Consider the following 24,009-nt stretch of genomic DNA (forward strand, 5'->3'; position numbering starts at 1 on the left):
TAAGCGGTGGGGAGGCTTGGCGAAGCAGATACGACTGTCTGGCCCGTCAGTTGACCAACCCTCCGGGGTTTTTTCTGGCTAAGTGAAGCGGCAGGCTTGGCTGCGCTTAGACGCGGCCTTCTTCGATCATTGCGACACGGGTGGCGTGGCGGCCGCCTTCGAAGTCGGTCGACAAGAACGCGTCCAAGATGTCGAGCGCCAGCCCCTCGCCCACGACGCGCGCGCCGATAGCCAGCATGTTGGCGTCATTATGCGCCCGGATCATCGCGGCCGAGAACGTATCGGAGCAGACGCCACAGCGGATGCCCGGGACCTTATTGGCGGCCATCATGATGCCCTGCCCCGTCCCGCAGAGGATGATCCCCAGATCACAATCACCCGAGGCCACCCGTTCTGCTGCCGCCCTGCCGTGGGCGGGGTAGTGCGTGCTTTCTGGAGTGGCGGGGCCGATGTCGATGACGTCGTGCCCCTGCCCGGCCACGTGGCTTGCAATGGCCTGCCGCAGGTCGATGGCGGCGTGATCGCTTGACAGAACGATCCGTGCCATGGATCAGACGCCCGCCTTGACGATAGCGTCGGCGAGGACCGGCACGGTTTGCGCGTTGAGCCCGGCGATGTTCATACGGCTGTCGCCAACCATGTAGATGCCGCTTTCTTCACGCATCTTCACCACGAGTTCAGGGGATGCGCCAAGCCGCGAGAACATGCCGCGATGCTGCGCGATAAAGCCGAAGCGGTTGGAGCCTGAGCGCTGTTCCAATTCCTTCGCCAAGGTCTCGCGCAGGGTCAGCATACCTATCCGCATCTCCTCCAGCTCGGCCATCCAGTCGGCACGCAGGGCGTCGTCGTTCAGGATGGTCGTCACCAACCGCGCACCGTGGTCGGGCGGGAAGCTGTAGTTTTGCCGGTTGAGGAAGTTGAGCGTGCCCTGGGCGATGCCCTTGTCCGTGCCGTTTGCGACCATCATCAGGATGCCGGTGCGTTCGCGGTAGATGCCGAAGTTTTTCGAGCAGCTGGCCGCGATCAAGCATTCGGGGACAGCTGCCGCGACCTTGCGCGTGGCTGCCGCATCCACTTCCAGCCCGTCGCCAAAGCCCTGATAGGCGATGTCAATCATGGGCGTCGCGCCAGTGTCTTGCAGAACCTTGATCACCTCGTCCCATTGCGGACCGGTCAGGTTGGCGCCCGTGGGGTTGTGGCAGCAACCGTGCAGGAGGACGAGGTCGCCCTTGCGCGCTTGTTTGAGATCTTCGATCAGACTGTCGAAATCGACGCCGCGCGTGGTGTCATCGAAATAGCGGTAGAGGACCGTTTCCAAGGCCAGATAGTCGAGGATGGACAGGTGGTTGGGCCATGTGGGGTTCGACACGAACACCCGCCCGCCGGGGTTGGCCATCTTGAAAAGCTCAAAGGCCTGCCGCACGGCGCCCGTGCCGCCCGGTGTGGCAACCGAGTTCACGGCGTCGCGGGGCAGCGCGTCGCCCAGCACCAGTTTGACCATCGCATCGTTGAAATCTGGCGCACCGGCGAGGCCTACGTAGCTTTTGCTGTCCTGGGTTTCCCAGACCTTTTGCTCTGCCGCCTTGATCGCGCGCATGACCGGAGTGTGGCCCGCTGCGTCCTTGTAGACGCCAACGCCGAGATCGACTTTGTCGTCACGCGCATCTTCACGGTACATCTGCATCAGCATCAGGATGCCGTCGGGTTTCTGGGCTTTGAGATCTTCGAACATCAGGCCTCTCCGGTTGCGACGGGGACCATGGGCGACATGCCCCATTCGGCCCAACTGCCGTCATATAGCGACCAGCTGTCGTGGCCCATGCGTTCGAGCGCGAGGGCGAGGATCGCGGCAGTGATACCAGAGCCGCAGCTGGTGATGATGGGTTTTTGCAAATCGACGCCTGCCGCCTCGAAAATGGCGCGGGTGTCGGCGGGGGATTTCATCGTCTTGTCGTCGTTCAGAAGCGTGTCGTAGGGAACGTTGTGGGATCCGGGGATGTGGCCCGCGCGCATCCCCTCGCGCGGTTCGGGTGCGTCGCCGGTGAAGCGGGCGGCGGCCCGCGCATCGACGACCTGGGTCGAGCCGAGCTTGGCCGCCTGGCTGACTTGGGTGACGTCGCGCACAAGGTGGTTCTGGAACCGCGCCGTCAGGTGCCGGTCCTTGATCACCGGGGCCATGTCTTCGACCGGGTGCCCTGCAGCTTGCCACTTCGGAAAGCCACCGTCGAGCACGGCCACGTCGCGGTGCCCCATCAGGCGGAACAGCCACCAGACCCGGGCGGCGGAAAGCAAACCGGCGCAGTCATAGACCACGACCTGGTGCCCGTCGCCCACGCCCATGGCGCGCATCCGCGACATGAACTTTTCGGGCGGCGGGGCCATGTGCGGCAGGTCCGAGCGCGCGTCGCTGATCTCGTCAATATCAAAGAAACGCGCGCCGGGGATATGAGCCGCTTCGTATTCTTCGCGCGCATCGCGGCCTGCGTCCGGCAGGTACCAAGAGGCATCCACCACTCGGAGGTCGGGGTCCTTGAGATGCGCGGCGAGCCAGTCCGTGGAAACGAGCGTGCGGGGATCATCGGACATGGGCGGGTCCTCTCGGGCGACAGTGGATGTCTTTGGGTAACGTCGGCGGGACCGCCATGCAAGGGGGCGCGCCGCGCACTATCGAGGGTTCAGTCCATTCTGATTTGCGACGCAACGCACGGCATTTACCGCTGCGCGCACCGGTCCAAATTGTTTACTTTGGAAAATCCTCCCCGAAGGACCGGGTCGCTAGCCGGCCCGTGGGTCAAAAAGGATCAGCCGCGCTCTTTCAGCAGGCGCTGTTTCTGGCGGTTCCAGTCGCGTTTTGCGCTCGTATCGCGCTTGTCGTGCAGCTGTTTGCCCTTGGCGATGCCCACCTTCAGCTTCGCCATGCCCTTGTGGTTGAAGTACATCACGATGGGCACCAGTGTCATGCCCTTGCGCTGGGTAGCGTTCCAAAGGTTCGCCAATTCCTTGCGCGAGACCAGCAGCTTACGCGGCCGCCGCTCTTCATGCTTGAACGATTTGGCCTGATCGTAGGGCGCGATGTAACTGTTGATCAGCCACAATTCGCCGTTGTCTACGTGGGCATAGCTTTCGGCGATGTTGGCGCCGCCCGCGCGCAGCGATTTGACCTCGGACCCTTCGAGCACGATGCCGCATTCGAGGTCATCCTCGATTGCGTAGTCAAAGCGCGCGCGCCGATTTTCGGCAGCCACCTTGTAATTGGGGTCTGATTTTCCTTGGGCCATGGGAGGGGCATGTAGGCGCTTGGCGGCAGGCCCGCAAGAGGGGCACGAGGTTCATCAAATCTTGAGACACGTGCGCGTATGGTGCATCTGAGCCGGAGTTCGGGAGCATTTGGATGCGTGTTTGGGTGTATTTGGCAGCCTGTTTGGCACTCATGGCGTGCACGGAGCCGGTGCCGTCGTCGGGCGAGGCGCGAATTATTGCGACGGGCGATAGCCTGCTGGCATGGAATGCCGGGGCGGAGTGGTCAGTGGTGGCCGCGCTGGAGCAGCGGTTGGGCACGCAAGTTGTCGACCGATCCGTGGTCGGGGCGCGTTACCACTACGCCCTTCCGATCAGCGGCAGTCTGGGTTTGCGCATCGGGAGCCAATACCGGGCGGGTCCCTGGGACTGGGCCGTGATGAACGGCGGCGGCAATGACCTGTGGCTGGGCTGCGGATGCGGCAAATGCGAGGCGCAGCTTGATCGGTTGATTGCTTCGGATGGCGCTTCGGGCACCGTCGTCAATGCGGTCAAACAGGCGCGCTCGGATGGGGCGCGGGTTGCCTATGTCGGATACCTGCGCACACCGGGGCGCGGGTCGATCATTGACCACTGCCGCGAATGGGGCGACCGGTTTGAGGCGCGCCTGGCCCGGATGGCCGCGCGGGACGTGGGCGTCACGTTCGTATCCATTGCCGATCTCGTGCCGCACGGCGATCTGAGTTTTCACGATGTGGACCGTATTCATCCGTCGCCCAAGGGCAGTGCCGCCATCGCGGCAAGGATTGCTGCGGTTATAAATCGGGGTGGTCCCTGACCGCGCTGCGCGCGCGTGGTCGCGGTGTTGCCCGTGCCACACCATTTTGTTGCAAACGCGTATTCCATGCGCGTCAGACAATCATAGATAAAACAGCACGGATTTCTGCATGACGGGCCGGTGAGAGCGGGCGGCGGACCCTGCTGCACGGGTGAGATCGTAGCGCAAAATCTTTTTTGTTTGAAGGACTTGCGAGCAAAGTCATATGGACAAACGTCTGATTGTCGAATTCGCGCCGGGCATCGCCTTTGTCCTGGGCGATGCGCTGAGTGGCATCTTTGTGGGCTCTGGCTTTGCCGGGGTTGCGACCCTCATTGCAATCGTACTGCGCTGGCGCTGGGATCAAAGCTTGCCGTGGCTGGCCATTTCGATCTTTGCCCTGACGACTGTGTTGGTGATTGCGGGCCTGTTTTTTAATGACACTACGTTCGTCAAGATCAGTGCGACGGTTGGATCGCTCGCCTTTGCCGTCATCCTGGGCTTGGGGCTGTTGTTCAAGCCGAGCCTGATCGAGCGCACCCTGGGGTACAAATTGCAGCTGACCGACGAGGGGTGGTACGTGATGAACTTTGCCTGGATTGCGATCACTTTGCTGCGGGCCGGCGCGAACGAGTTGGTGTGGCGCAATACGTCCGACAAGACCTGGGTCCTGTATAGCGGATTTTCCGACTTTGGCTGGTTCGGGCTGTTCTTTTTGGCCACGTGGGCGGTGGCCTGGGAATACTGGGACGGGCCGGAGGATGAGGACGAAGAGGACGCGTGAGCGTCTTTTGACCGGCCTTGTGCGGCAGTGACGGCTGGCGGGATTTGGCTGGCATTGCGGCCCGATTTCGGCTGGCCGGTGCCGGTCTGCTGCTCGGCATTGGTTTCGCGCCGTCCGGTTCCGACATTGTACCCATAACAGGCAACAACTGGAGCGGGAACATGATTGCATTGAGATTTGACGGAGACCTGCCCACGGCACGCCGCGCCGTGTTCGAGCGCGCGGCGACCCGGTGGGACGGGGTGGTGCAGACGGCATTTGACCCCGTGACGTTCGAAGGCGAGACGCTGACCGGTGTCCGCATTGATGTGTCCGTGCGGCCCCTGGACGGCACCGACGGGGTGTTGGGGCAAGCCGGGCCGACGGTGTTACGTCCCGACACCGAGTTGCCCGTTGCAGGCATCATGGAGTTTGACCAGGCCGATGTTCAGAACCTGGAGGCAGGTGGCCGGTTCGAGGATGTCGTGCTGCACGAGATGGCCCATGTGCTGGGCTTTGGCACGTTGTGGGATCGCAAGGGGCTGATTACAGGCGCGGGCACGATGGACCCGCGCTTTGTCGGGACCGCGTCGCGCCGGGAATTTGCAGCACTTGACCCGGATGGCGAGCAGGCGGTGCCGGTTGCCAATACGGGCGGTCCAGGCACGCGCGAGGGGCATTGGCGCGAGCTGGTGTTCGGCAATGAATTGATGACTGGGTTTCTGTCGGGCGAGGTGCGCCCGCTCAGCCGTCTGACACTCGCATCCTTCGAAGATCTTGGGTATCCCGTGGATTACGCCGCGGCGGATCCGTTTGACCTGCCTGAGTTCCGGGATCTGGCCAAGATGGGGATCACCGAAGCGGTGCGCATCTGCGATCTGTGCCGGATGGGCAGGACGGATCCCGTGGTGCTGAATTAGGGCCTAGTCGCCCAGTTTTTTGTGCACTTCGTCGAGGTCAATCTCACCCACGGGCATCTTGTTCGACGGATCCTCGAAATCGTATTTGAAGAGGTCGAAGTCCCGTTTGTAGATCTCGTAGACGAGGTGCATGGACAGGTCGTCAAAGTAATCCTCGACCGGGTGGGCGCGTTTTGGCCCATGCCCTTCGCTTTCGTTGAAGCGGGGGATGTCGGCGATATCAACGGCGTGCCGTGTGTCGATCGCCTGCATCACCTGTTCCATCCCGTCGTTGAACTGTTCGGTCCATATAATCTTGTCATAGCGGCCGCCATTCACGATGAATGTGCTGACATGGCCTGACATCGCGGACCAATGAATGTCCGGGTCCATCGGGCGGCGCCAGCGGATGGTGTCGCGGGCAAAGAGCAGGAAGCGGCGGAACGCCTTTATCTGGTCGAACTCTTGCTTGCCGTCATCGCCGCCCACCTCGATCCCGTATTTCTGGATCAGGAGTGGGACGAGATTGCCGCGATATCGTTTCCCGTTGCGCTGGATGCCGCAGATCTTGTCGAAGAATGACGACAGGATGCGGGTGTACGGGTTGCGCACGCAGGTGAAGGCGTAGGATCCGTGCGTCTTCACGTTATCGGTGATGATGGGTTGGCTCGCCTCGATGGCCCATTTGTGCATGCCGCCCTGCGCGTCATGAATGTCGCCGTCAAAGAATTCGCCATGGTCCGAGTAGAACATGATCTGGCCGATGGTGGAACACGCACATTTCGGCACCACGCGGTACACCACACTTTCGCTTTCCGTCATCCACGTCCCTGGGAACCCCATACCACTCGCCCTTTTTACTTGCAGTGTTACACGCCACTGGCTTGTCGCGCAAAAAAGCAAAGAAATCCTGTTTATTCAATCTCTGCTTAGCTTTATCACCGTAAACAATCGCGTGTTACTTGGTGGTAAAGTTTCCTGAATGGCAAAAATTGCCTACATTCTGCTGTGTCACAAGGATCCGGATGCCATCATCAAGCAGGCGGAGCGTTTGACTGCGGCCGGCGATTACATGTCCATCCATTTCGACGCCCGCGCCAATCCCGCGCATTTTGCACAGATCAGCAAGGCGTTGAAAGACAATCGGAATGTCACCTTTGCTCATCGTCGCATCCGCTGTGGTTGGGGCGAGTGGAGCCTTGTGCAAGCCACGCTGTACGCTGTGGAAAGCGCGGTCGAGGCGTTTCCGCGCGCGACCCACTTCTACATGCTGTCGGGCGACTGCATGGCCATCAAGTCGGCGCAGTACACGCATCAGTTTCTGGACGACCACGATGCGGATTTTATCGAAAGTTTCGACTATTTCGAGAGCGACTGGATCAAGACCGGCCTGAAGGAAGATCGACTGATCTACCGCCACTTCTTTAACGAGCGGACGCAGAAATGGCGGTTCTACACCAGCTATCACCTGCAGCAACGCTTTGGTTTGAAGCGCGAAATTCCCGCCGACATTCAGGTGCAGATCGGCAGCCAGTGGTGGTGCCTGCGCCGTCGCACGATTGAATGGGTGCTGGATTTCACCCGGTCTCGCCGCGACGTGATGCGCTTTTTCCGCACCACGTGGATCCCGGACGAGACATTTTTTCAAACCATCGTGCGCCACGTGGTGCCCGAGGAGGAGATTAGAAGCCGCACACTGACCTTTCTGATGTTCACCGATTACGGTATCCCGGTGACCTTCTATGATGACCACTATGACCTGCTGCTGAGCCAGGATTTCCTTTTTGCCCGCAAAATCAGCCCCGAGGCCAAGGACCTCAAGCGACGCCTTGGTTTGCTGTATGCGGCCGAGAATGTGCAGTTCCAGATCTCGAACGAGGGGGCGAGCCTGTTCAAGTTCCTGACCGGTCGGGGCCGGATCGGGCGCCGCTTTGCCATGCGGTTCTGGGAAACCGAGAGCACGCTGGGCCGCAATCGCGAGCTGCTCATCATCGTGTGCAAGAAATGGCATGTCGCCAAGCGCTTGCTTGAGCGCGTCCGGGTCATGACCAACGTGCCCGCCATCGAATACCTGTTCAACGAAGAGCATACCCCCCTGCCCGATCTGGGCGGCATCCAGAAGACGCTGGAAAAGCGCACCCGCCACCGTCGTGCCCTGATGCGGATGCTGTTTGACTATTTCGACACCGACCGGCTGATCGTGTGCATGGACCCTGGCAATCTGGACCTGTTGCAGGATTTTGCGGGCGACAGGTCGATCACGCGTATCCTGGAGATCCAGTGCAGTTTCTCGGACGAGTACCTGATTGGGCACGCCATGCGCGTGGGACTGGCCGGGGAACAGACCAGCACCGACACGCTGGACCGGCTGCTGCCCACCATCCGGCACGACATGACCTACGAATCCGATGGGATACGGGACGCCGATTTCGAGCATCTGTACCGGATAGAGGAGACCGCCGATATGGACGACAATGCAGAGGCCCTGTCCGGTTTCCTGAGTGTGGCGCCGGAAAAGGCGCGCGAGATTGCGTCGGTGGACTATCTGTTTGCGGACTGATCCGCGCCTTTGCGGTTCGGCGCGCGGGGTCCTATAGACAGCAGCATGTCAACCAAAGACCCCGCACCGATTTTTGCCATCACCCTGCCGGGACTGGAGCAGACCCTTGCCGACGAAGCGCGCGGGTTTGGTTTTGACGTGGTCGATGTCGTGCCCGGCGGCGTCAGCCTGCACGGCGGCTGGCCCGAGGTCTGGCGTGCCAATCTGGAGTTGCGCGGCGCAACTCGTCTGCTCTGGCGCATGGGGTCTTTCATGGCGTTCCATCTGGCCCAGCTGGACAAGCGGGCGCGCAAGTTTCCCTGGACCGAGGTGCTACGACCGGACGCGCCTGTGCGGGTCGAAGTGGCCACGTCGCGCAAGTCCAAGATCTATCACGCCGGAGCTGCCACCAAGCGGATCGAGACTGCGTTGGTGGAAAGTGCCGGAATGACCGTCGCGGCCGATGCGCCTGTGACATTGAAGGTTCGCATTGACGACAACCGCGTGACCATCAGCGTGGACACGTCGGGCGAACCCCTGCACAAACGCGGCCACAAGGAGGCTGTCGGCAAGGCGCCCATGCGCGAGACACTGGCGGCGCTGTTTCTGCGCCAGTGCGGGTTTGACGGAACGCAGCCGGTGTTCGATCCGATGTGCGGATCGGGCACCTTTGTCATTGAGGCCGCCGAGATGGCCGCGGACCTGCAGGCAGGCCGCGCGCGCGACTTTGCCTTTGAGCAGTTTGCTGGGTTTGATCCCAAGACAATGGCTGGTTTGCGCTGTGGCGCGCGGCGGGGCGCACCACAGGTGCGCCTTACGGGGTCGGACCGGGATCAGGGCGTGATCGCGATGGCGCAAGCCAATGCGGGACGGGCAGGTGTTGCGGACCTTGTGTCCTTTGGCACCGGCAATGCTGGCGAGATCACCCCGCCCGATGGCCCGCCCGGTCTGGTCATCGTCAACCCGCCCTATGGTGCGCGGATCGGCAACAAGAAGGCGCTTTACCCGGTCTATGGCCGACTAGGGCAGGTGCTGGCCGAGCGCTTTGCCGGTTGGCGCGTGGGCATTGTCACCAGCGAGGCGTCGCTGGCCAAGGCCACCGGCCTGCCCTTTCTGCCCGAAGGACCCAGCATTGCCCATGGGGGATTGCGGGTGAAGCTGTGGCGCACCGGCTCTTTGGGGTAGCGCAATGACCAACCGACCCTTCGGGGACGGTTTATTTCGCGAAATGAAGGAGGGGTCGGGTCACTTGGCCTTCCACGTGTCGAGCCAACGGCGAATTCGGCCCCGTTTTTCGGAGACGGCGTCGCCTGCGGCTTCCCAACTGTCCTGGATTTCCTCAAGCGTGGGGTCAATCCGCGCCCGGCGGAACCGGCGCCAGCGGACCCAGATCGCGTAGAAGATCGCCGCGATCGTTGTCAGGATGATGATGTTGACCCACGGGATGCCCTTGGACGCGTCCGGCCCATCGACCTGGCGCAGCGAGATCGCGTTGGGGAAAATCGTCAGAAACTCGTTCCGCCAGCCGTAATGCGTGATCACGTACCATTCGGGGGCGGCGCGAGTCGACGTGGCGTCGGCGGCCTCGGTAAAGAGGTTGGAGGTGTCGAACTTGAAATAGGGCGGCCAGCTCCAGCCGGTATCCTCGTTCCGGTAGACCATGGGTCGTCCGTTAGCGCGCACCGTCTGGAGGAACTGCACATCCCGGCTGATGAACGTGTCGGATTGTTCGTCGGGCCGCGACCAGAATATCCGTGTCCAGTCGTTCAGGTCCTGACGTTCCTCGAACACCCGAACGATGCGAACAACATCGCGCTGCGGCAGCGTGTAGTGCAGCGCCGCGCCCAGCGCGACCCAGAAAGTGATCAGAATGGTCCAGCCGACATACCGCATTGGGTGTCCTTTTTACGCAAAGTTCACGAGATAGATGATAAGGCCAATCAGCACCATGGGCACGATATAGACCCCCAGGATCAGCTTGCGCCGGAGCGATCCGTCATAGTCCGCGAGCCCATGTTTGACATAGGCTTCGCGCGGGCCGGGAATGTCGCCAGCGTCCCATTCCGCTTCCAGCCGGTCGCGGGCACGCGCGCGCGAGTAGAACGATAGCGAGATATAGATCACTGTCAGCACCACGAAGGCGATCAGAAACAGTCTTGCAACGGCCATGTCCTTACCTCCTGACTGCGCCCCAGGGCCCCACGCGTGCAATCAAGTCGCGGGGCTGGGGATCGGGTTCCATGGGGGCGTCGTGCCCAAAGAGCGCTGCGCGCGCGCCTGCCTTGTCGGCCTTGTACTCGGCTTCGAGATACTGTGCGACATATTCCTTTTTCGCGTCCGCCCAAGTGGCATAGGCCGCATAGAACGCCTGTTTGTGGCAGATAAAGAGCTGGCGCACGTCGCGCGGGCTGAGTTCGGACAGCAGCATGTTCACGAGGTCCGCATCGGGTGTGGAGGCGGCGCGCAGGGTGTAGAAATAGGCCGGGTGTTCGGAGCTGATGCGCGGCCACTTGCCCCCATGCTCGGCCCAATTGACCAAATCGGCGAGGCCGTGGAATTCATCGGGCAGCAGGTGCGCGTGGTCGCGGGCAAGGCGGCGCATATCGCGCCGTGTTGTGCCTGCAAGGTCAACGCCAGCTTCCGTGACCGCTGATACCAGGATGAAATCCATCTTCTGCTTCAGGATGGCCGTGCCGTCGATGCCGCGCGCCTTGACCACGGGTTCGACCAGATCGTTGTATTCGAGGAACTTGGCGATGCGGTTTCGCTGGGTCAGATCGAAGGTGTATTTGGTGGGTACGTCCTCGGGCTTTTTCCTTGCGGCAATGGTGGCCGGGTGGTCAAGCGTCTGGAAGATGTAGAGCCCGCCGAAATGCGATGTCCAGAAGTTGCCCTTGTCCACCCTGAGCGGCTTGAGTTTGACCGGGTTGCGAATGACATCGCCCGTCTGGCCGGCAAGCTGGATCATCTCACCGATCAGGACGTCGTCGAACCAGGCGTCGTCTTCTTGAAGGAAGGTATCGACTTTCTCGGCCAGTTGCGCGGCGTTGCGCACCGTGCCCCGCGTGGTGTCCGCCTCGACGGTGATGGCGCGCAGGTCGAAAAGCCGCGCAGGATGCGAGATGTCGTAGACAGTGTTCACCAGCTCACCTGCCACCGCGTCGCGGGCGGTGAGGGCGAAAAGTGCAGCCTCATTTTCGGCGATGAACCGTTTGAGGACACCCTGCGAGGTAGAGAACTTGGCATCGAGCAGCGGGCACTTGCGCTGCTCGGTCGACAGCAGGATGAACTGCCGGTTGACCCCGTTGTGGTTCAGGTAAAGCGGGTCTTTCAGCTCGTTCCCGACCTCGGGCGAGTAGCCGGAGATGTCGATGTAGAAATCGGTCAGCGCGGTGCGCTTGCCCGTCAGATGTTCGAGCGCGCGGTTGTAGCGTTCGACCAGCGCGGGCGAGGCCACGTGGAAGAGGTTGCCGAACATCAAGCCGCGTTGGATGAGGCGGATCATGGGCGTGTTCCCCGAAGTTGCGCCAACCGGATGACCAGCACACCGACGCCTGGCATGGAGAGCGACAGGAGTGCGTTGGCGAAACCGGTCTCCCTGCTAGGTCCGAGGATCGGAAGCGGCAGCCCTGCGGCCTGGATCAACAGAACCAGAACCGCCGCAATGCCGATGATGACGATGGTGCAGACCATGCCGAACAGGAAATCCGGCAACGGCATGGCGCGCTTGAGGTATGGGGGCAGAACCCAGGCGAAGGCCACGATTACACCCATGCCAATGATACCTGTAAGGATCATGCCAGCCGTCCTATGCGGAAGATCAGCGGGGTGGCGAGGGCCAGCAGCGGCAGGGCGAAACTGCGGAAGGTGATCTGGAGGTTGTAACCGATATAGGCGCCCCACGAGTTGTTGAAGAGCAGCATGGTTTCGGAAAGCGGCGTGCCTTCGAAGCCCACGGCGGTGTGGATGGCGGCTTGGGCGAGGAAGAGGAGGGCTGTGGCGGCGAGGAAGCCGAGGAGGGCCCGGTGGAGGGGGAGGACGGTGCCGAGGAGGAGGGCGGTGGCGGTTGTGATCCAGAGTATCAAACGCCGTCCTCCGAAACTGGTGCATCGCTTGAACCGTGGGTGCCCGGCATCGCCGGGCCGCGCCCGACCTCCCTCCCGGGAGGGCGCATTGTTGATGTTACGCGCCGAACAGTCGAATTGTGTATTGCCTGTGCCTCGCACTGCGCTGCTTCTGTGTGCGCCCACCCGAGGTCAGGTACGGCCCGGCTAACGATGCTCACAATTGCGCCTTCCTATCGTTTTGCTCTCGTTCCCTTAAACCAAGCTGTGCGATCCGAATAATCAGCAGAGATGCCCAATAAGGTGCTGTCCCGAGCCAAAAGAAGCCCAGATCCATTGGCAAGCGCGTTATCGGACCCATTGGAAAGAATGCAATTTGTATCGGGAAAAGAGCGGCTGTGACGGCCAATGCGCCGACGCCGAATCGCAGTCCTGCGTTTGCAATAGGCCCTCGCACCGCCTTCACGAAAGTCGGTGCCCAGAACGGAACAATCACCACCACCAAGAAGGTCGCAAGACTAAACGCCATCACCCCCTACTCCCCAACCACCGCTTCTTCGCCTCTTCCTGCCGCCCGAAGTCGCGCACCATCGCCTCGATCGCGACTTCATCCGACTTGTCCGCATACCGAAACTCGGAATCCGCGTACCGGTTGATCTCCTGCACCACCATGTCCACCGTGATCGGCACGCGCAGCTCTTCGATCATCGCCTTCTTCTCATCGTAGCTTTTGAACAGGAACAGATCGGGCTGCTCCATCCACTCGTCGGGCAGTTCGAAATCCATCGCGCGCACCTTCACCGCGTCGGTGATGTTCTTGATCGCGCGGCCGGTGAAGCGCTCATCGGCCTGTTGGATCGCTTTCAAATAGGTGCCCAGCTTGGCAATCGTGTCCAACTCGCCAATGTCCGAATGCACCCGGTCGAACACATTCATCAGCCCCGGTTCGTGCGGACGCGAATGCGAGTCGAAGCTCGCGGCGACCGCCTTCTTGATCTCTTGGGCCGAGAACAATTCGTGCGCGCCCATCGGGATGTCGTGGTTCTTACCCATCAGCAGCGCGAGGATGTCGATGTAATCCTCGCGCGTTTGCGGACCGTCCACCAGGAACCGCGCCCCTGCCCGTTGGCGCAGGGCGTCGTCGACATTCTCGGGGTAGTTCGAGAACATGCCGAAGGTGCAATTGCCGCGCACGACGGTGTTGGCGCCGGCAAAGCTTTCCATTAGCACCGCCGTGATTTCCAACTGCCCGGCCGAGGATTGGCGGTCGCCGCGCTTGCCCGCCAGCTGGTCGATGTCGTCGATGGTGCCGAAGCCGATCACGTTCGGGTCGATCACGTTGCTGATGAACGCCTTGGCGTTCTGGCCGGACTTGCCCTGATAGCTGTCGATGTTGTCGGTGCTCAGGTTCTGGTAACGGAAGGTGTAGCCCGCGACCCCGCAATAGTCGTTGATCAGCCCCGCCATCATCTGGATCAGGGTCGTCTTGCCCGTGCCCGGCGCGCCGTCGCCCATGAAGGTGAAGATGAAGCCGCCCAGTTCGGCAAATGGGTTGAGCCGCCGGTCGAAATCGTAAGCCATCAGCATCTTGGCCAGCTTCATGGCCTGATATTTGGCGATATGGTTGCCCACGACCTCGTGCGGCTTCTTGAACGTCATGGTGAGGGTCTGCGACTTGGCCTTGGTGGCAGGCGTAAAACCCTGAACGGTAAAGTCGTCCGCCTCAACGTGCCAGCTTGCGCCGGTGAAGGGGGCAAGCCGCGCAGCGTTCTGCGCGCGCAAGGACACCTTTTCCATCAGCGCCTCGGCATAGGCAGTGATGGTGGCGACAAGGTGGACGTCGTCGGGGGCGTGGGCGGCGATATCCTGATCCAGTTCCCAAAGCGCCCCGTGCAGAGCGGTCTGACCATTATCGGTCAGGATCTCCTCGACCTCGCCCACCTCTGCCGTGACTTCGGTCTGGTGGGCAGAGAGCAGATAGGCGGTGGCGTTGCCAAAGACGTAGAGCGTGATCAACGCCTCCGCCGCCAGCAGTTCCGCAAACTCGGTCTTGCGCGCGGCAGGCAAGGCCCCTTCGAGGTTCGCGCGTTTCAGATCGCCAAGGCCGGAGACAGAGGCGTAGTTCTCCGCCACCGCCAGCGCGATCGAGATGGCACGGCGCAAGGCGTTCAGCACGGTGGCCTGCACCGGTGACATCAGCGCGTTATCGTCATCAGCCCCTTCGACGGTTGCCATGAGTTGTACGGCCCCGGTGGGCACCGTACGGCGGGTGACAAGGCCGGGCGTGGTCGTGCGGAAGCGGCGGCGCGTGCCCACGCCGCTGGACCGCTCCTGCTGCGGCGCATCCTTGCCCTTCCCGATCCGTGGCGCGTGGTCAAAGCCCTGCAACATGGACAGCGCCATGGGTAATGCGCCGTAATCTCGGCCTCGCGCAGTTCCATTTGATCTGACGTTTGGCTCATATCACTGACCTGCTCTCTTCACTTTGCAAAATAAACATCCCCCGGAGGGCCGATCTGCCATCCGTCCCACCCGTCAGTACCGCAGCACTCGCCCGGACGGGCTGACCACGAATTTGCGCACCGATCCAAAGCCCGGCGGGTTCATCTCTTCCAGCGCCTGAAAGGCGCGTTGCGGCAGGACGATGCTGCGCTCCATCCGGGTCGCCCCGAGGTCGGCGCCACGGCCCGAAAAGGGGTCGAGGGCAAACACCTCGCGTTCGACCGACGAAAACCAGCCCGCGCGTTCCTCGATCACACGTTCAGAGCGCAGGTCTTCCTCGGTCCAGACCAGCGCCCAATCCTGCCCTTCGGGCGCGCGGGCGGCTTTCAATACATCAAGGATGGGCCCCGATTGCGCGGTGAAGGCCGAGGAATACATCGGCCCCGCGTAGAAACGGCGCAGGCGTTTGGGGTGGATGTCGTCGAAATCCTCATCGAACCCCTTGGCAATGGTCACCAGCTTCAGCTTGCCCAGCGATTGCGCCATCAGATGCGCCTGCGCTTCGGGCCAGCGGCGCGGGTCCTTGGGCAGGGCGGTGCGGCCCGTGTCCTCGACCTCCATCATGTAGATGACGGGCAGGTTCAGTTCGGTGTCGTAAACGGCCCAATGGATGCGGAAACTGCGACGATCATCGCTCAGGTTGCCGGTCCAGACGATCTGTGGGTCGTTGCGGGGCCAGAATAACTGTCCGCGCATCAAGTCCTCGTAATAAAGCCGCTGGGACAGGGCGAATTGCAGCTTTGTGGGCACCTGCCGGTCGCCGATAATCACCTCGACCATCTGCTTTTTCAACTCGTCCGCGGGTTCGATACGGTCGAGATGCACGCCCGACTGTATCGCGTCCGAGGCCATGGTGAGCAGTTCTTCGGCCGCCGGAAAACCGCTGTGGCGCGTGTCAATGGCGAGGGAACCGAAGAAGCGCCCGGTGTCGCGGCCGACCAGCAGGTATTTCTGGCCGAGCGCGCGGAAGGTGAAGGTGAGTTCGGCGATGTATCGGGTGAGAATCTTAACCTCGTCCCGGTTCAGATCACCCTCGGCCTCCATCACACCCGCGACGCGGGTGAGATGTCCGGTGATCGTCTCGAACTTCTTGAAGTAACGGCGCGAAGCGAAAAGGTCGGTAAGGCCGGAGGTTTCGGGTTTGGTCATTGCCCCAATCTCCAAACACGAAAGAATTTTCGCTGGATCGGTTTCGCTTGCCCGTCCAGTTCGAAAACGTGTTTCAACGCAAATTCATTCACGTCCGTCCTCAATCCCGCTCGGCGCCGAGCCGAAACAATTGCCGGAAGAATTGCGCCTACGCACATCCGGGATATCAGGCCAAAGAGACCACCAGCGAAAAACATCGTGACTGCCGGGATCAGTACTTGCGACCGAAGCGCTTCGCCGATCGGTAATGTTGAAAATTGGTCCGTTTGAAACACTGCACTGCATTGGCTTGTCAAAGTTAGTAGCGTCAACAGACCTCCAAACTTCAAGAAAACCAACAAAGGACCCAACTTCATTCCCGACTGCCTTTAAGCAGGACCAAGGGCATCCCCCCGCCCGGAGGGGCGGTCGGGGGCTGCCCGGCGGCGCCTCCGGGCGCTCGAGTTTCTCCAGTGTCGGTCATAGCTGCTGTTCATTCCAGTCGAGATCAAATTCCAACCAGCTTTCCAGTTTTGCATGTTCGAGCGCCAGTTCAGGGAAAGGTCGCAGCAGCAATCCTACAAGAGCGGAGTAGTTTTTGGGGTGCAACCAATACCAGCCAACGAGACAGGCGAACAAAAGGCTGGCAACAGCCAGTAGATGAAAGTGCCCACTCTGAAAGAAAACAAAGGCAAACTGAAAACAGAGAGAAGCAATCAATGCCCACTTTCGTGTTCTTACCCAGCGGGGTTTAAATCCGGGGGAGAGCTCATCCACGCTTTTGATGCGCAAAGGTCGTGGCCGTTCCTTAAGCCACATTGACCTTACCTACCATACGCATTGCTGTCATGCTTCTCGACAATCTGCGCAAACCGCCTTGCGAACCGCTCGTCTGCCTTCGCCTTCTGCTCCAGCACGTCGCGGGCGAATACCATCTGGTCTTCGTGGGCTTCCAGCATGTCGGCCATCCGCGCGTTAGTGGCGGCACCAATCCCGGCCATGGCGGTTTGCGCCTCCTGGTCCGTCTTGACCCCAATCTCGTTGATCCGGTGGGCGACGTCCTGCTGCTGCGCCGTCTTCAACGACTTGGTCAGCGCGTCATACAGCACCACGCGTTGCTTAGTGTCGGTTTGCAGCTTGTTGATCAGCACCATCTGGGTCGCGGCCTGGTTCTGGAGCGAATCCACCCAGGTCTTACCCTTCTCGATATACCGTTCGAGGGTCTGGGACTTCGCCACCTTGACCTGCTCTTCCTGCACCATCTCGTTGTATTTCGAGTTCATGTCGGCCAGTTCCGTCTCAAGCGCCGTGCGTTTGGCGGCGTCGGTCTCGGAGGCGATCTTGTTCTCCAGCGTGATGATCTGCGGGTCCATCGCCTGAATGTCGGCTTGCAGGGCCGACAACTCCTGCACCGTGAATTCACGTTCGTCCAGCGTCTCGGTCAGATTGGCCTCGACCTTGGTTTTCTGCTCTTCGAGCATGGTTAGCTGACCCTGCAACAACTGCACGATCACATCGGATTTCGAGATCAGGTCCTGCAGCTTGTCATCAATCGACGCAGACCGGACGCGCTCCTGCCGCATGGATTCCGACTTGCCCTTGGCAAAGATACCCACAAAGCTTTCCCAGCCGGTCTTGGACCGCATCTCGTCAAAGTCCTTGGAAAAGGCGGCAGTGACGTCGTCGAGACCCATGATCAACTCGGCGATGTTGGAATTCATCACGTCCGTGTGGGCGTGGACATCTTCGAGGGTGGCATTCTCGATATCCATCGAGATGTCGTCGCCCGATTTCATCTTGGCCCGCGCCGCCTCGATCCGGCTGGTCAGTTCCGAGATTTTTTGTTGCGCCTCAGCGACCTGCGATTGAGATTCTGCCACCTGACTTGCGAAATCGGCCATGAAATGTCCCTTCTGTTCAATGCGTTGAACCATATATAGGTAATGTTACGCATATTTACATCGGCTAAGGCCGACAGTTTGGGAAATAGTTGCAAAAACACAGCGCCAAGAAAAGGCGGTCAGGTGGCAAAAAGCAGCCTGTGCCGCGTGCCGTGCGCGTTTGCGTCCGCCGTGAGCGTCCCGTCAAGCGCCTGCGCCACCGCTTCGGTGATCTGGGTTCCAAGGCCCGAACGTCGTGGGGGCTTTTCGACGCTGCTGCCGCAGCCATCGTCCGACACTTCCATCTGCGCCGTCCCCGCGCCAAGGTTTGTCACCGTGACGTGAATGGCGCCCTGACGTCCATCGGGAAAAGCGTGTTTGTAGGCGTTCGTCACCCATTCGTTCAACACGATGCCAATGGACGCCGCACGGGACGGGGTCAGGCGCAGATGCGCAAGGGCCGTGTCGATGATCACGTTGTCCGGCGCCTGTTCCGACAGAAAGTCCACGATGCGGATCAGGTAATCGTCGAGGTCCACGTGTGTCTGCACGTGGCCCGCCTGCAGCACCTCGTGCAGCCGCCCCATGGTTTCAATCCGCTGGCCCACGGCATCCAGCGCCTCGCGCGTTTCATCCAGTTCCGACACGCGGCTTTGGAACCGGGTGAGCGAGGACAGCATCTGGAGCGAATTCTTGATCCGGTGATCGGCTTCGCTGTGCAGCACCGCCTGTTGCTTCATCGTGCGGCGCAATTCCAGTTGCGCCATCACCTGCCCGGCAAAGACCCGAAGCGTCTTGCGTTGCGTATCGGTCAACTGGCGCGGTCGGTGATCCAGCACACACAACGTGCCCAGCGGCAGCCCCTCGGAACCTTTCAGAACCGCACCCGCATAGAACCGCAGCCCCGGGTCATCGACACACAGCGGATTGCCCTGCATGCGCGGGTCGGCATGGGTGTCTTCGATCTCGACCAGGTCACTTTCAAGGATCGCATGGGAGCAGATGGACGATTCCAGCGGAGTCTCGGCCACATCCAACCCCTTGACCGCCTTGAACCATTGCCGGTGGCCGTCCACCAGGCTGATCAGCGCGATCGGGACATCGCAGATGTCGGACACCACGTCGACAATACTGTCGAATGCCGCCTCATACTCAGTATCGAGCACATCATATGAATGCAGGACGTCAAGGCGCTCGTCCTGAAAAGGATGTCGGTCTGCCAGCATAGGGAGTTCCAAACGTTGAACACGCACCGTTCATCGAAAATGGTACGCGATTCTGTGAGGCGGCGCAAACTCTGGTTGTAAATCTTGCAGGAAATACAACCTGCTATGTCATAGTTTAATCAGCCAACCACATTGTGCGCCGGTCCATAGGGGAAACCGGTGATATTCTCGTTTCCGTCTTCGGTGATCACCAGGATATCGTGTTCGCGGTAGCCACCCGCACCCGCCTGCCCCTCGGGAATGGTCAGCATCGGCTCCATCGAGATGACCATGCCCGGTTCAAGCACCGTCTCGATATCCTCGCGCAGCTCCAGACCAGCCTCGCGGCCATAATAATGCGACAGCACGCCGAAGGAATGGCCATAGCCAAAGCTGCGGTATTGCAGCAGATTGTGTTCGCGGAAATAGGCGTTCACCCCTTCCGTCACCTCGGCGCAGGTGGCGCCGGGTTTCAAGAGTGACATGCCCAGTTCATGCGCCGCGACGTTGTGGTTCCAGAGCGTCAGGCTCGCCTCATCCACCGTTTCGACAAACAGCGTGCGTTCCAGCGCGGTATAGTAGCCCGAAATCATCGGGAAGGTGTTCAGCGACAGGATATCGCCTCGCTCCAGTACCCGGCCCGTGACCGGATTGTGGGCACCGTCGGTGTTCAGCCCCGACTGGAACCAGACCCACGTGTCGCGGTACTCGGCATCGGGAAAGCGTTTGGCGATCTCCATCTCCATCGCGTCGCGGCCCGCCATGGCCACGTCGATCTCACGCACGCCCGCCCTGATCGCGTCGCGGATGGCATAGCCGCCCACGTCCGCCACCTGCGCGCCGTGGCGGATCAGTGCAATCTCGGCCTCTGACTTGTTCATACGCTGACGCATGGTGGTTTCGTACAGGTCGACAGTGGCGACGGGTTTCAGGAAATCCTCCATCTTGGCCTGTTGCAGCAGGGTCAGGTGGTCGCTCTCGACCCCGATCACGGCCCCCTCCCCCGTCACCTCCCGCACGGCACGCCAAAAATTGTCGCGCTGCCAATCGGTGTAGGTGATGTTGTCACCGTGGCTGCGCCGCCACGGCTGGCCCGCGTCGATGCCCGCGCTGATGGTCACACAGGCGTCTTCGGTCACGACACAGGCATAGGGGCGGCCAAAGGCGCAATAGAGAAAGCCGGAATAATAGGCGACGTTGTGCATGGATGTGAGCACAGCGGCGGTGGCGCCCTGCGCGTCCATCCGTTCCCGCAGCTCGGTCAGGCGGGCGTCGTATTCGGCGGCGTCAAAGGGCAGTACGGCCTTTTCGCCGTTGTGGAAGCGGAAGAAATCGGGGCGCGCGGTCATGCCAAACCCTCCTTTTCAGAAAGGTCCCGGCGTGCAGGACGGTTTTGGGCTGGAAATGCGGGCGACGCCATCGCCCGCAGCCACCGCCATGTTGCGCGTCACGGTGTCGTCGTCAAGCGACGGATCATGTCGCTGCCCGGATCGGCAAGCGCGTCGATGACGTTGAAGTGGTGTTCGCCTTGGGTGATCACGTGATCTGCACTCCAGGCTTTGGCCAGCCAGCGCGCTTGATCCAGGAAAACAGGCCTTTCGTCGGCGCCGACCCAGACTGTCACGGGCACATCCGGTTTGGGCTGGTGCACCGGGCTTTCGGCCCGCGCCATGGCGGCGTCCAAACTGAAATCCGCATTCATCGTCGTCTGCAAGAGCGGCTCGAGATCGGACACAGGCGAGATGGGCATGACATGGTTCAGCCGTGCAGTCACAGAGGCAGGCAACATGCCTGGCGCGAGCATCCGCGACACCAGATGCCCGCCCGCCGAATGCCCCGCCAAACTGATCGGGCCCATGCTGCCATCGGCCACAGCCATCACCGCCTGGGCCACCTGCTGCGTAATCCCGGCGATCCGCACCGATGGGCACAGGTCGTAGGACGGCATCGCCACGCACCATCCCTGCGCCAGCGCGCCAGCGGCCAGATGTGACCAATAGGACCGGTCGAATTTCAGCCAGTAGCCGCCATGAACGAATATGAGCGTGCCCTTGGCCTCCCCCTCGGGCAGGAAGTGATCGAGCGCCATGCGTTCGGACGGCCCGTAGCTCAACCCCAGCCGCGCACGTGGACCCAGGGCCTTGCGAAACGCCTCGGCCTCCTCGGCCCAACGCGGCGGATAATCGGCCGCGCCCTCGATATAGGCCCCGTTGGCATAGGCATCGTCCATGTCTGGCATCAACTTCTCCCTTACATTGGAACTGGACAAGCCTAGCCCGTGTTGTTTGACATGCAAAGGACCCGCAAAGGACACATCATGCTTGACCAGACCACTGACCTGAAATCCATGCTCAACGATCCGAGCCTGCTGGAAACCCGCGCTTATGTGGATGGCACCTGGATGGATGGGGACGAAGGGACCTTCGAGGTGACGAACCCCGCCCGCGGCGATGTGATCGCCCATGTGCAGGACCTGAGCCGGGCGCAGGTCGCGCAGGCGATCGCGGGGGCGCAGGCGGCGCAGAAGGACTGGGCCACATGGACGGGCAAGGAACGTGGCGCGGTCCTGCGCAAGTGGTTCGATCTGATGATGGAACACCAGGACGATCTGGGCGTGATCCTGACCGCCGAACAAGGCAAGCCGCTGGCCGAGGCCAAGGGCGAGGTCGGCTATGGCGCGTCCTTTGTCGAGTTCTTTGCCGAAGAAGCCAAGCGCATCTATGGCGAGACGATCCCGGGCCACCAGCGCGACAAGCGCATCACGGTGATCAAGCAGCCCATCGGCGTGGCCGCGTCCATCACGCCGTGGAATTTCCCCAACGCCATGATCGCGCGCAAGGCCGCGCCCGCGCTGGCGGCTGGCTGCGCCTTTGTCGCGCGGCCCGCGGAACTGACGCCGCTGTCGGCCATCGCCATGGGCGTGCTGGCCGAGCGGGCGGGTATCCCGGCAGGGGTGTTTCAGGTGGTGACCACCTCGAACGCGTCCGAGACGGGCAAGGAGTTCTGTGAGAACCCGGGGGTGCGCAAGCTGACCTTCACCGGCTCGACCGCCGTGGGGCGCATCCTGCTGAAACAGGCGGCCGATCAGGTCATGAAATGCTCGATGGAATTGGGCGGCAACGCGCCTTTTATCGTCTTTGACGATGCCGATCTGGATGCCGCCGTGGAAGGCGCGATGATCTGCAAATTTCGCAATGCGGGCCAGACCTGCGTATGTGCCAACCGGATCTATGTGCAGGCGGGGGTGTATGATGCCTTTGCGGCCAAGCTGAAGGCGGCGGTTGAGGATTTGAAGGTGGGTGACGGGCTGGAAGACGGCGTGACCACAGGCCCCCTGATCACCGACAAGGCGGTCGAGAAGGTGCAGGATCATCTGGCGGACGTGGTGGAGAATGGCGGCGCGATCCTGACGGGCGGTAAGCCGCATGATTTGGGCGGTACGTTCCTGCAGCCCACCGTCGTGACGGGGGTGACCCAGGAGATGAAGGTGGCGCATGAAGAGACGTTTGGGCCGCTCGCGCCGCTTTTCAAATTCGAGGATGTGGACGATGTGATCGCGATGGCCAATGATACGATCTTTGGCCTGGCCGCGTATTTCTATGCCAACGATCTTTCCCGTGTCCATAAGGTCGCCGAGGCGCTGGAATATGGGATGGTGGGGGTCAATACCGGCATCATCTCGACCGAGGTGGCGCCCTTTGGGGGGGTCAAGCAATCGGGGCTGGGCCGCGAGGGGTCGCATCACGGGATCGAGGAGTTTCTGGAGATGAAATATATCTGTATGAGCGTGTGACGTCCCATGCTGGGACGCGGTGCGGGTGACGTGAATTCAAGGGTTTACAGGTGCGGATTTACCGGATGTTAAGAAACACCGCCCCCTCACATCGCTGTGACCCGCCGCCTGCGCGATTGCCCGCGGGCGGATATCTGTTCTATTCAAACGACACCTGAGTGCGAGGAATTTGAGACATGTTGACCAGACGCCATTTCGTCATGACGACCGCCGCCCTGTTTTCGGCACCCATTGCAGGGCCTGCCCTGGCAAGGCCCATTTCGGATCAATCCAAGTGGTCCGCCTGGGACGCGCAGGTCACACCGGCCAATTTCGACCTGGCGACATCGAACCCGTGGGGCGTGCATCGCCGGTTCCTGCCGCAGCGGGTGCAGGCCAATGACGGGCTGACGCCGGGCGACATCCACGTCGATGCGGTGGCCCGCTATCTGTACCACATCCAGGCGGATGGCACGGCCATGCGTTACGGTGCGGCCATCGCGCGTGGCAATCTGTACGAGCCTGGCACCTACACCATCAAGCGCAAGGCCAAGTGGCCCACATGGACGCCGACCAAGGCGATGATCGAGCGCGACCCGCAACTGTTCGAACGACATGCCGACGGCATGAATGGCGGGCCGACGAACCCCCTGGGCTCGCGCGCGCTGTACCTGTTCGTGGGCAACCGGGACACGTACCTGCGCATCCATGGCACGCCCTATCCCCGGTCCATCGGCGGGCGCGCAAGCTCGGGCTGCGTGCGCATGATCATGGCGCATATCAATCAACTGTATCCGAGCGTCACACCCGGTTCGACCGCGTTCCTGTACCCATCCGAGGACGGCCTGACGGCGGCGAGTTAAGACCACACCGGCATTGAGATCGCGCGCGGGGGTGCCCCCCACGGGCCCGACGAGGTCAGCAAGGAGCGTGGCGGGCTGACGCCCACATGCCGCCCGGCCCGTGAAGGCGGCCCGGATTATGTGGGGACATGCGCGCGTTTCCCCGATATGCGCGATGAGGACGTCGACAAGCACGCGGGCTTTAGCGGAGACTGCATTGCTGTTGGGATGGATGAGCCAGAGCGCGTTCACCGAGATACCAGCGCCGTCAAATGTGGCGAATTCTTGTGTCATCCCGTCATTCAGAACCAACCGATGCCATGGGACGTTGAAAACCGGCGCACATGCAAGCGAAAGCACT

Annotated in this window: 24 protein-coding genes and 1 pseudogene; 7 read left to right on the top strand and 18 right to left on the bottom strand. The window is 61.3% G+C overall.

The features are described from left to right. Nucleotides 1-106: 106 nt before the first annotated feature. From rpiB to smpB, 4 genes are all read right to left on the bottom strand, one after another. Entirely contained in the window at nucleotides 107-547 is a 441-nt protein-coding gene (gene rpiB, locus BWR18_RS14965; protein ID WP_076629260.1) for a ribose 5-phosphate isomerase B, read from the bottom strand. A gap of 3 nt (nucleotides 548-550) precedes the next feature. Next, nucleotides 551-1,732 (bottom strand): amino acid aminotransferase, encoded by a 1,182-nt coding sequence (locus tag BWR18_RS14970; RefSeq protein ID WP_076629261.1) that lies wholly within the window; start codon nucleotides 1,730-1,732, stop codon nucleotides 551-553. Next, nucleotides 1,732-2,586, bottom strand: coding sequence for a 3-mercaptopyruvate sulfurtransferase (gene sseA / locus BWR18_RS14975; RefSeq protein ID WP_076629262.1), 855 nt, complete (start codon nucleotides 2,584-2,586; stop codon nucleotides 1,732-1,734). The genes BWR18_RS14970 and sseA overlap by 1 nt, the downstream gene beginning before the upstream one ends. A 215-nt stretch (nucleotides 2,587-2,801) precedes the next feature. After that, complete coding sequence (gene smpB, locus BWR18_RS14980) at nucleotides 2,802-3,278, bottom strand: SsrA-binding protein SmpB (RefSeq protein ID WP_076629263.1); 477 nt, start codon at nucleotides 3,276-3,278, stop codon at nucleotides 2,802-2,804. Between the two features lie 152 nt (nucleotides 3,279-3,430). Here smpB and BWR18_RS14985 point away from each other — a divergent pair, with 152 nt between their 5' ends. The 3 genes from BWR18_RS14985 (at nucleotide 3,431) to BWR18_RS14995 (ending at nucleotide 5,737) form a co-directional block, all read left to right on the top strand. Further along, the gene (locus BWR18_RS14985; protein WP_254684873.1) at nucleotides 3,431-4,075 is read left to right on the top strand and encodes an SGNH/GDSL hydrolase family protein; all 645 of its coding nucleotides are present in this window, start codon (nucleotides 3,431-3,433) and stop codon (nucleotides 4,073-4,075) included. A 205-nt stretch (nucleotides 4,076-4,280) separates the two neighbouring features. Then, entirely contained in the window at nucleotides 4,281-4,838 is a 558-nt protein-coding gene (locus tag BWR18_RS14990; RefSeq protein ID WP_076629265.1) for an inner membrane-spanning protein YciB, read from the top strand. A 161-nt stretch (nucleotides 4,839-4,999) separates the two neighbouring features. Continuing rightward, nucleotides 5,000-5,737 carry a leishmanolysin-related zinc metalloendopeptidase gene (locus BWR18_RS14995; RefSeq protein ID WP_157598797.1) on the top strand — a complete coding sequence of 246 codons (738 nt, stop codon included), beginning with the start codon at nucleotides 5,000-5,002 and terminating at the stop codon, nucleotides 5,735-5,737. Between the two features lie 3 nt (nucleotides 5,738-5,740). On the opposite strand, the gene BWR18_RS15000 is transcribed toward BWR18_RS14995, so the two are convergent. Continuing rightward, on the bottom strand, nucleotides 5,741-6,559 hold the full coding sequence (locus BWR18_RS15000; RefSeq protein ID WP_076629267.1) for a sulfotransferase family protein: 819 nt from the start codon (nucleotides 6,557-6,559) through the stop codon (nucleotides 5,741-5,743). Between the two features lie 139 nt (nucleotides 6,560-6,698). Here BWR18_RS15000 and BWR18_RS15005 point away from each other — a divergent pair, with 139 nt between their 5' ends. Both BWR18_RS15005 and BWR18_RS15010 read left to right on the top strand, forming a co-directional pair. Beyond that, entirely contained in the window at nucleotides 6,699-8,276 is a 1,578-nt protein-coding gene (locus tag BWR18_RS15005; protein ID WP_076629268.1) for a DUF5928 domain-containing protein, read from the top strand. 45 nt (nucleotides 8,277-8,321) lie between these two features. Continuing rightward, nucleotides 8,322-9,440 carry a THUMP domain-containing class I SAM-dependent RNA methyltransferase gene (locus tag BWR18_RS15010; RefSeq protein ID WP_076629269.1) on the top strand — a complete coding sequence of 373 codons (1,119 nt, stop codon included), beginning with the start codon at nucleotides 8,322-8,324 and terminating at the stop codon, nucleotides 9,438-9,440. Between the two features lie 60 nt (nucleotides 9,441-9,500). Here the strand turns inward: BWR18_RS15010 and BWR18_RS15015 are convergent, their stop codons facing one another. The 13 genes and pseudogenes from BWR18_RS15015 to BWR18_RS15075 all read right to left on the bottom strand — a co-directional run bounded on the left by BWR18_RS15015 (nucleotide 9,501) and on the right by BWR18_RS15075 (nucleotide 21,273). After that, on the bottom strand, nucleotides 9,501-10,148 hold the full coding sequence (locus BWR18_RS15015) for a DUF1523 family protein (protein ID WP_076629270.1): 648 nt from the start codon (nucleotides 10,146-10,148) through the stop codon (nucleotides 9,501-9,503). Between the two features lie 12 nt (nucleotides 10,149-10,160). After that, nucleotides 10,161-10,424 (bottom strand): hypothetical protein, encoded by a 264-nt coding sequence (locus BWR18_RS15020; protein ID WP_076629271.1) that lies wholly within the window; start codon nucleotides 10,422-10,424, stop codon nucleotides 10,161-10,163. A gap of 4 nt (nucleotides 10,425-10,428) precedes the next feature. Then, nucleotides 10,429-11,760 carry a DUF6638 family protein gene (locus tag BWR18_RS15025; RefSeq protein ID WP_076629272.1) on the bottom strand — a complete coding sequence of 444 codons (1,332 nt, stop codon included), beginning with the start codon at nucleotides 11,758-11,760 and terminating at the stop codon, nucleotides 10,429-10,431. Further along, nucleotides 11,757-12,053: a hypothetical protein gene (locus BWR18_RS15030; protein ID WP_076629273.1), complete on the bottom strand. Its 297-nt coding sequence runs from the start codon at nucleotides 12,051-12,053 to the stop codon at nucleotides 11,757-11,759. The genes BWR18_RS15025 and BWR18_RS15030 overlap by 4 nt, the downstream gene beginning before the upstream one ends. Continuing rightward, the gene (locus BWR18_RS15035; protein ID WP_076629274.1) at nucleotides 12,050-12,340 is read right to left on the bottom strand and encodes a hypothetical protein; all 291 of its coding nucleotides are present in this window, start codon (nucleotides 12,338-12,340) and stop codon (nucleotides 12,050-12,052) included. The genes BWR18_RS15030 and BWR18_RS15035 overlap by 4 nt, the downstream gene beginning before the upstream one ends. A 196-nt stretch (nucleotides 12,341-12,536) precedes the next feature. Next, nucleotides 12,537-12,848, bottom strand: a complete 312-nt coding sequence (locus tag BWR18_RS15040) for a hypothetical protein (protein ID WP_076629275.1) — start codon at nucleotides 12,846-12,848, stop codon at nucleotides 12,537-12,539. Further along, nucleotides 12,848-14,781 (bottom strand): annotated as a pseudogene (locus tag BWR18_RS15045) (ATP-binding protein). The gene BWR18_RS15040 and the pseudogene BWR18_RS15045 overlap by 1 nt, the downstream one beginning before the upstream one ends. Before the next feature lie 73 nt (nucleotides 14,782-14,854). Beyond that, nucleotides 14,855-15,970, bottom strand: coding sequence for a hypothetical protein (locus tag BWR18_RS15050; RefSeq protein ID WP_076629276.1), 1,116 nt, complete (start codon nucleotides 15,968-15,970; stop codon nucleotides 14,855-14,857). Nucleotides 15,971-16,429: 459 nt separating this feature from the next. Further along, nucleotides 16,430-16,768, bottom strand: a complete 339-nt coding sequence (locus BWR18_RS21750) for a hypothetical protein (RefSeq protein WP_157598799.1) — start codon at nucleotides 16,766-16,768, stop codon at nucleotides 16,430-16,432. Between the two features lie 5 nt (nucleotides 16,769-16,773). Further along, entirely contained in the window at nucleotides 16,774-17,850 is a 1,077-nt protein-coding gene (locus BWR18_RS15060) for a hypothetical protein (protein ID WP_076630342.1), read from the bottom strand. 119 nt (nucleotides 17,851-17,969) lie between these two features. Then, nucleotides 17,970-19,055 carry a histidine kinase dimerization/phosphoacceptor domain -containing protein gene (locus BWR18_RS15065; protein ID WP_076629278.1) on the bottom strand — a complete coding sequence of 362 codons (1,086 nt, stop codon included), beginning with the start codon at nucleotides 19,053-19,055 and terminating at the stop codon, nucleotides 17,970-17,972. A gap of 119 nt (nucleotides 19,056-19,174) precedes the next feature. Further along, nucleotides 19,175-20,383, bottom strand: coding sequence for an aminopeptidase P family protein (locus BWR18_RS15070; RefSeq protein WP_076629279.1), 1,209 nt, complete (start codon nucleotides 20,381-20,383; stop codon nucleotides 19,175-19,177). A 98-nt stretch (nucleotides 20,384-20,481) separates the two neighbouring features. Continuing rightward, nucleotides 20,482-21,273, bottom strand: a complete 792-nt coding sequence (locus tag BWR18_RS15075) for an alpha/beta hydrolase (protein WP_076629280.1) — start codon at nucleotides 21,271-21,273, stop codon at nucleotides 20,482-20,484. Nucleotides 21,274-21,351: 78 nt separating this feature from the next. On the opposite strand from BWR18_RS15075, the gene BWR18_RS15080 reads away from it, so the two are divergent. Together BWR18_RS15080 and BWR18_RS15085 are read left to right on the top strand one after the other, a co-directional pair. After that, nucleotides 21,352-22,827, top strand: a complete 1,476-nt coding sequence (locus BWR18_RS15080) for an NAD-dependent succinate-semialdehyde dehydrogenase (RefSeq protein WP_076630343.1) — start codon at nucleotides 21,352-21,354, stop codon at nucleotides 22,825-22,827. Nucleotides 22,828-23,003: 176 nt separating this feature from the next. Then, nucleotides 23,004-23,669, top strand: a complete 666-nt coding sequence (locus BWR18_RS15085; RefSeq protein WP_076629281.1) for a L,D-transpeptidase — start codon at nucleotides 23,004-23,006, stop codon at nucleotides 23,667-23,669. Nucleotides 23,670-24,009: the final 340 nt, after the last annotated feature.

The organism is Tateyamaria omphalii, assembly GCF_001969365.1.
GTDB lineage: Bacteria > Pseudomonadota > Alphaproteobacteria > Rhodobacterales > Rhodobacteraceae > Tateyamaria > Tateyamaria omphalii_A.

Bases quoted from the DNA above. Each gene is read 5' to 3' on its own strand.
- rpiB (WP_076629260.1), bottom strand. From the start codon at position 547: ATGGCACGGATCGTTCTGTCAAGCGATCACGCCGCCATCGACCTGCGG.
- BWR18_RS14970 (WP_076629261.1), bottom strand. From the start codon at position 1,732: ATGTTCGAAGATCTCAAAGCCCAGAAACCCGACGGCATCCTGATGCTG.
- sseA (WP_076629262.1), bottom strand. From the start codon at position 2,586: ATGTCCGATGATCCCCGCACGCTCGTTTCCACGGACTGGCTCGCCGCG.
- smpB (WP_076629263.1), bottom strand. From the start codon at position 3,278: ATGGCCCAAGGAAAATCAGACCCCAATTACAAGGTGGCTGCCGAAAAT.
- BWR18_RS14985 (WP_254684873.1), top strand. From the start codon at position 3,431: ATGGCGTGCACGGAGCCGGTGCCGTCGTCGGGCGAGGCGCGAATTATT.
- BWR18_RS14990 (WP_076629265.1), top strand. From the start codon at position 4,281: ATGGACAAACGTCTGATTGTCGAATTCGCGCCGGGCATCGCCTTTGTC.
- BWR18_RS14995 (WP_157598797.1), top strand. From the start codon at position 5,000: ATGATTGCATTGAGATTTGACGGAGACCTGCCCACGGCACGCCGCGCC.
- BWR18_RS15000 (WP_076629267.1), bottom strand. From the start codon at position 6,559: ATGGGGTTCCCAGGGACGTGGATGACGGAAAGCGAAAGTGTGGTGTAC.
- BWR18_RS15005 (WP_076629268.1), top strand. From the start codon at position 6,699: ATGGCAAAAATTGCCTACATTCTGCTGTGTCACAAGGATCCGGATGCC.
- BWR18_RS15010 (WP_076629269.1), top strand. From the start codon at position 8,322: ATGTCAACCAAAGACCCCGCACCGATTTTTGCCATCACCCTGCCGGGA.
- BWR18_RS15015 (WP_076629270.1), bottom strand. From the start codon at position 10,148: ATGCGGTATGTCGGCTGGACCATTCTGATCACTTTCTGGGTCGCGCTG.
- BWR18_RS15020 (WP_076629271.1), bottom strand. From the start codon at position 10,424: ATGGCCGTTGCAAGACTGTTTCTGATCGCCTTCGTGGTGCTGACAGTG.
- BWR18_RS15025 (WP_076629272.1), bottom strand. From the start codon at position 11,760: ATGATCCGCCTCATCCAACGCGGCTTGATGTTCGGCAACCTCTTCCAC.
- BWR18_RS15030 (WP_076629273.1), bottom strand. From the start codon at position 12,053: ATGATCCTTACAGGTATCATTGGCATGGGTGTAATCGTGGCCTTCGCC.
- BWR18_RS15040 (WP_076629275.1), bottom strand. From the start codon at position 12,848: ATGGCGTTTAGTCTTGCGACCTTCTTGGTGGTGGTGATTGTTCCGTTC.
- BWR18_RS15050 (WP_076629276.1), bottom strand. From the start codon at position 15,970: ATGACCAAACCCGAAACCTCCGGCCTTACCGACCTTTTCGCTTCGCGC.
- BWR18_RS21750 (WP_157598799.1), bottom strand. From the start codon at position 16,768: ATGTGGCTTAAGGAACGGCCACGACCTTTGCGCATCAAAAGCGTGGAT.
- BWR18_RS15060 (WP_076630342.1), bottom strand. From the start codon at position 17,850: ATGGCCGATTTCGCAAGTCAGGTGGCAGAATCTCAATCGCAGGTCGCT.
- BWR18_RS15065 (WP_076629278.1), bottom strand. From the start codon at position 19,055: ATGCTGGCAGACCGACATCCTTTTCAGGACGAGCGCCTTGACGTCCTG.
- BWR18_RS15070 (WP_076629279.1), bottom strand. From the start codon at position 20,383: ATGACCGCGCGCCCCGATTTCTTCCGCTTCCACAACGGCGAAAAGGCC.
- BWR18_RS15075 (WP_076629280.1), bottom strand. From the start codon at position 21,273: ATGCCAGACATGGACGATGCCTATGCCAACGGGGCCTATATCGAGGGC.
- BWR18_RS15080 (WP_076630343.1), top strand. From the start codon at position 21,352: ATGCTTGACCAGACCACTGACCTGAAATCCATGCTCAACGATCCGAGC.
- BWR18_RS15085 (WP_076629281.1), top strand. From the start codon at position 23,004: ATGTTGACCAGACGCCATTTCGTCATGACGACCGCCGCCCTGTTTTCG.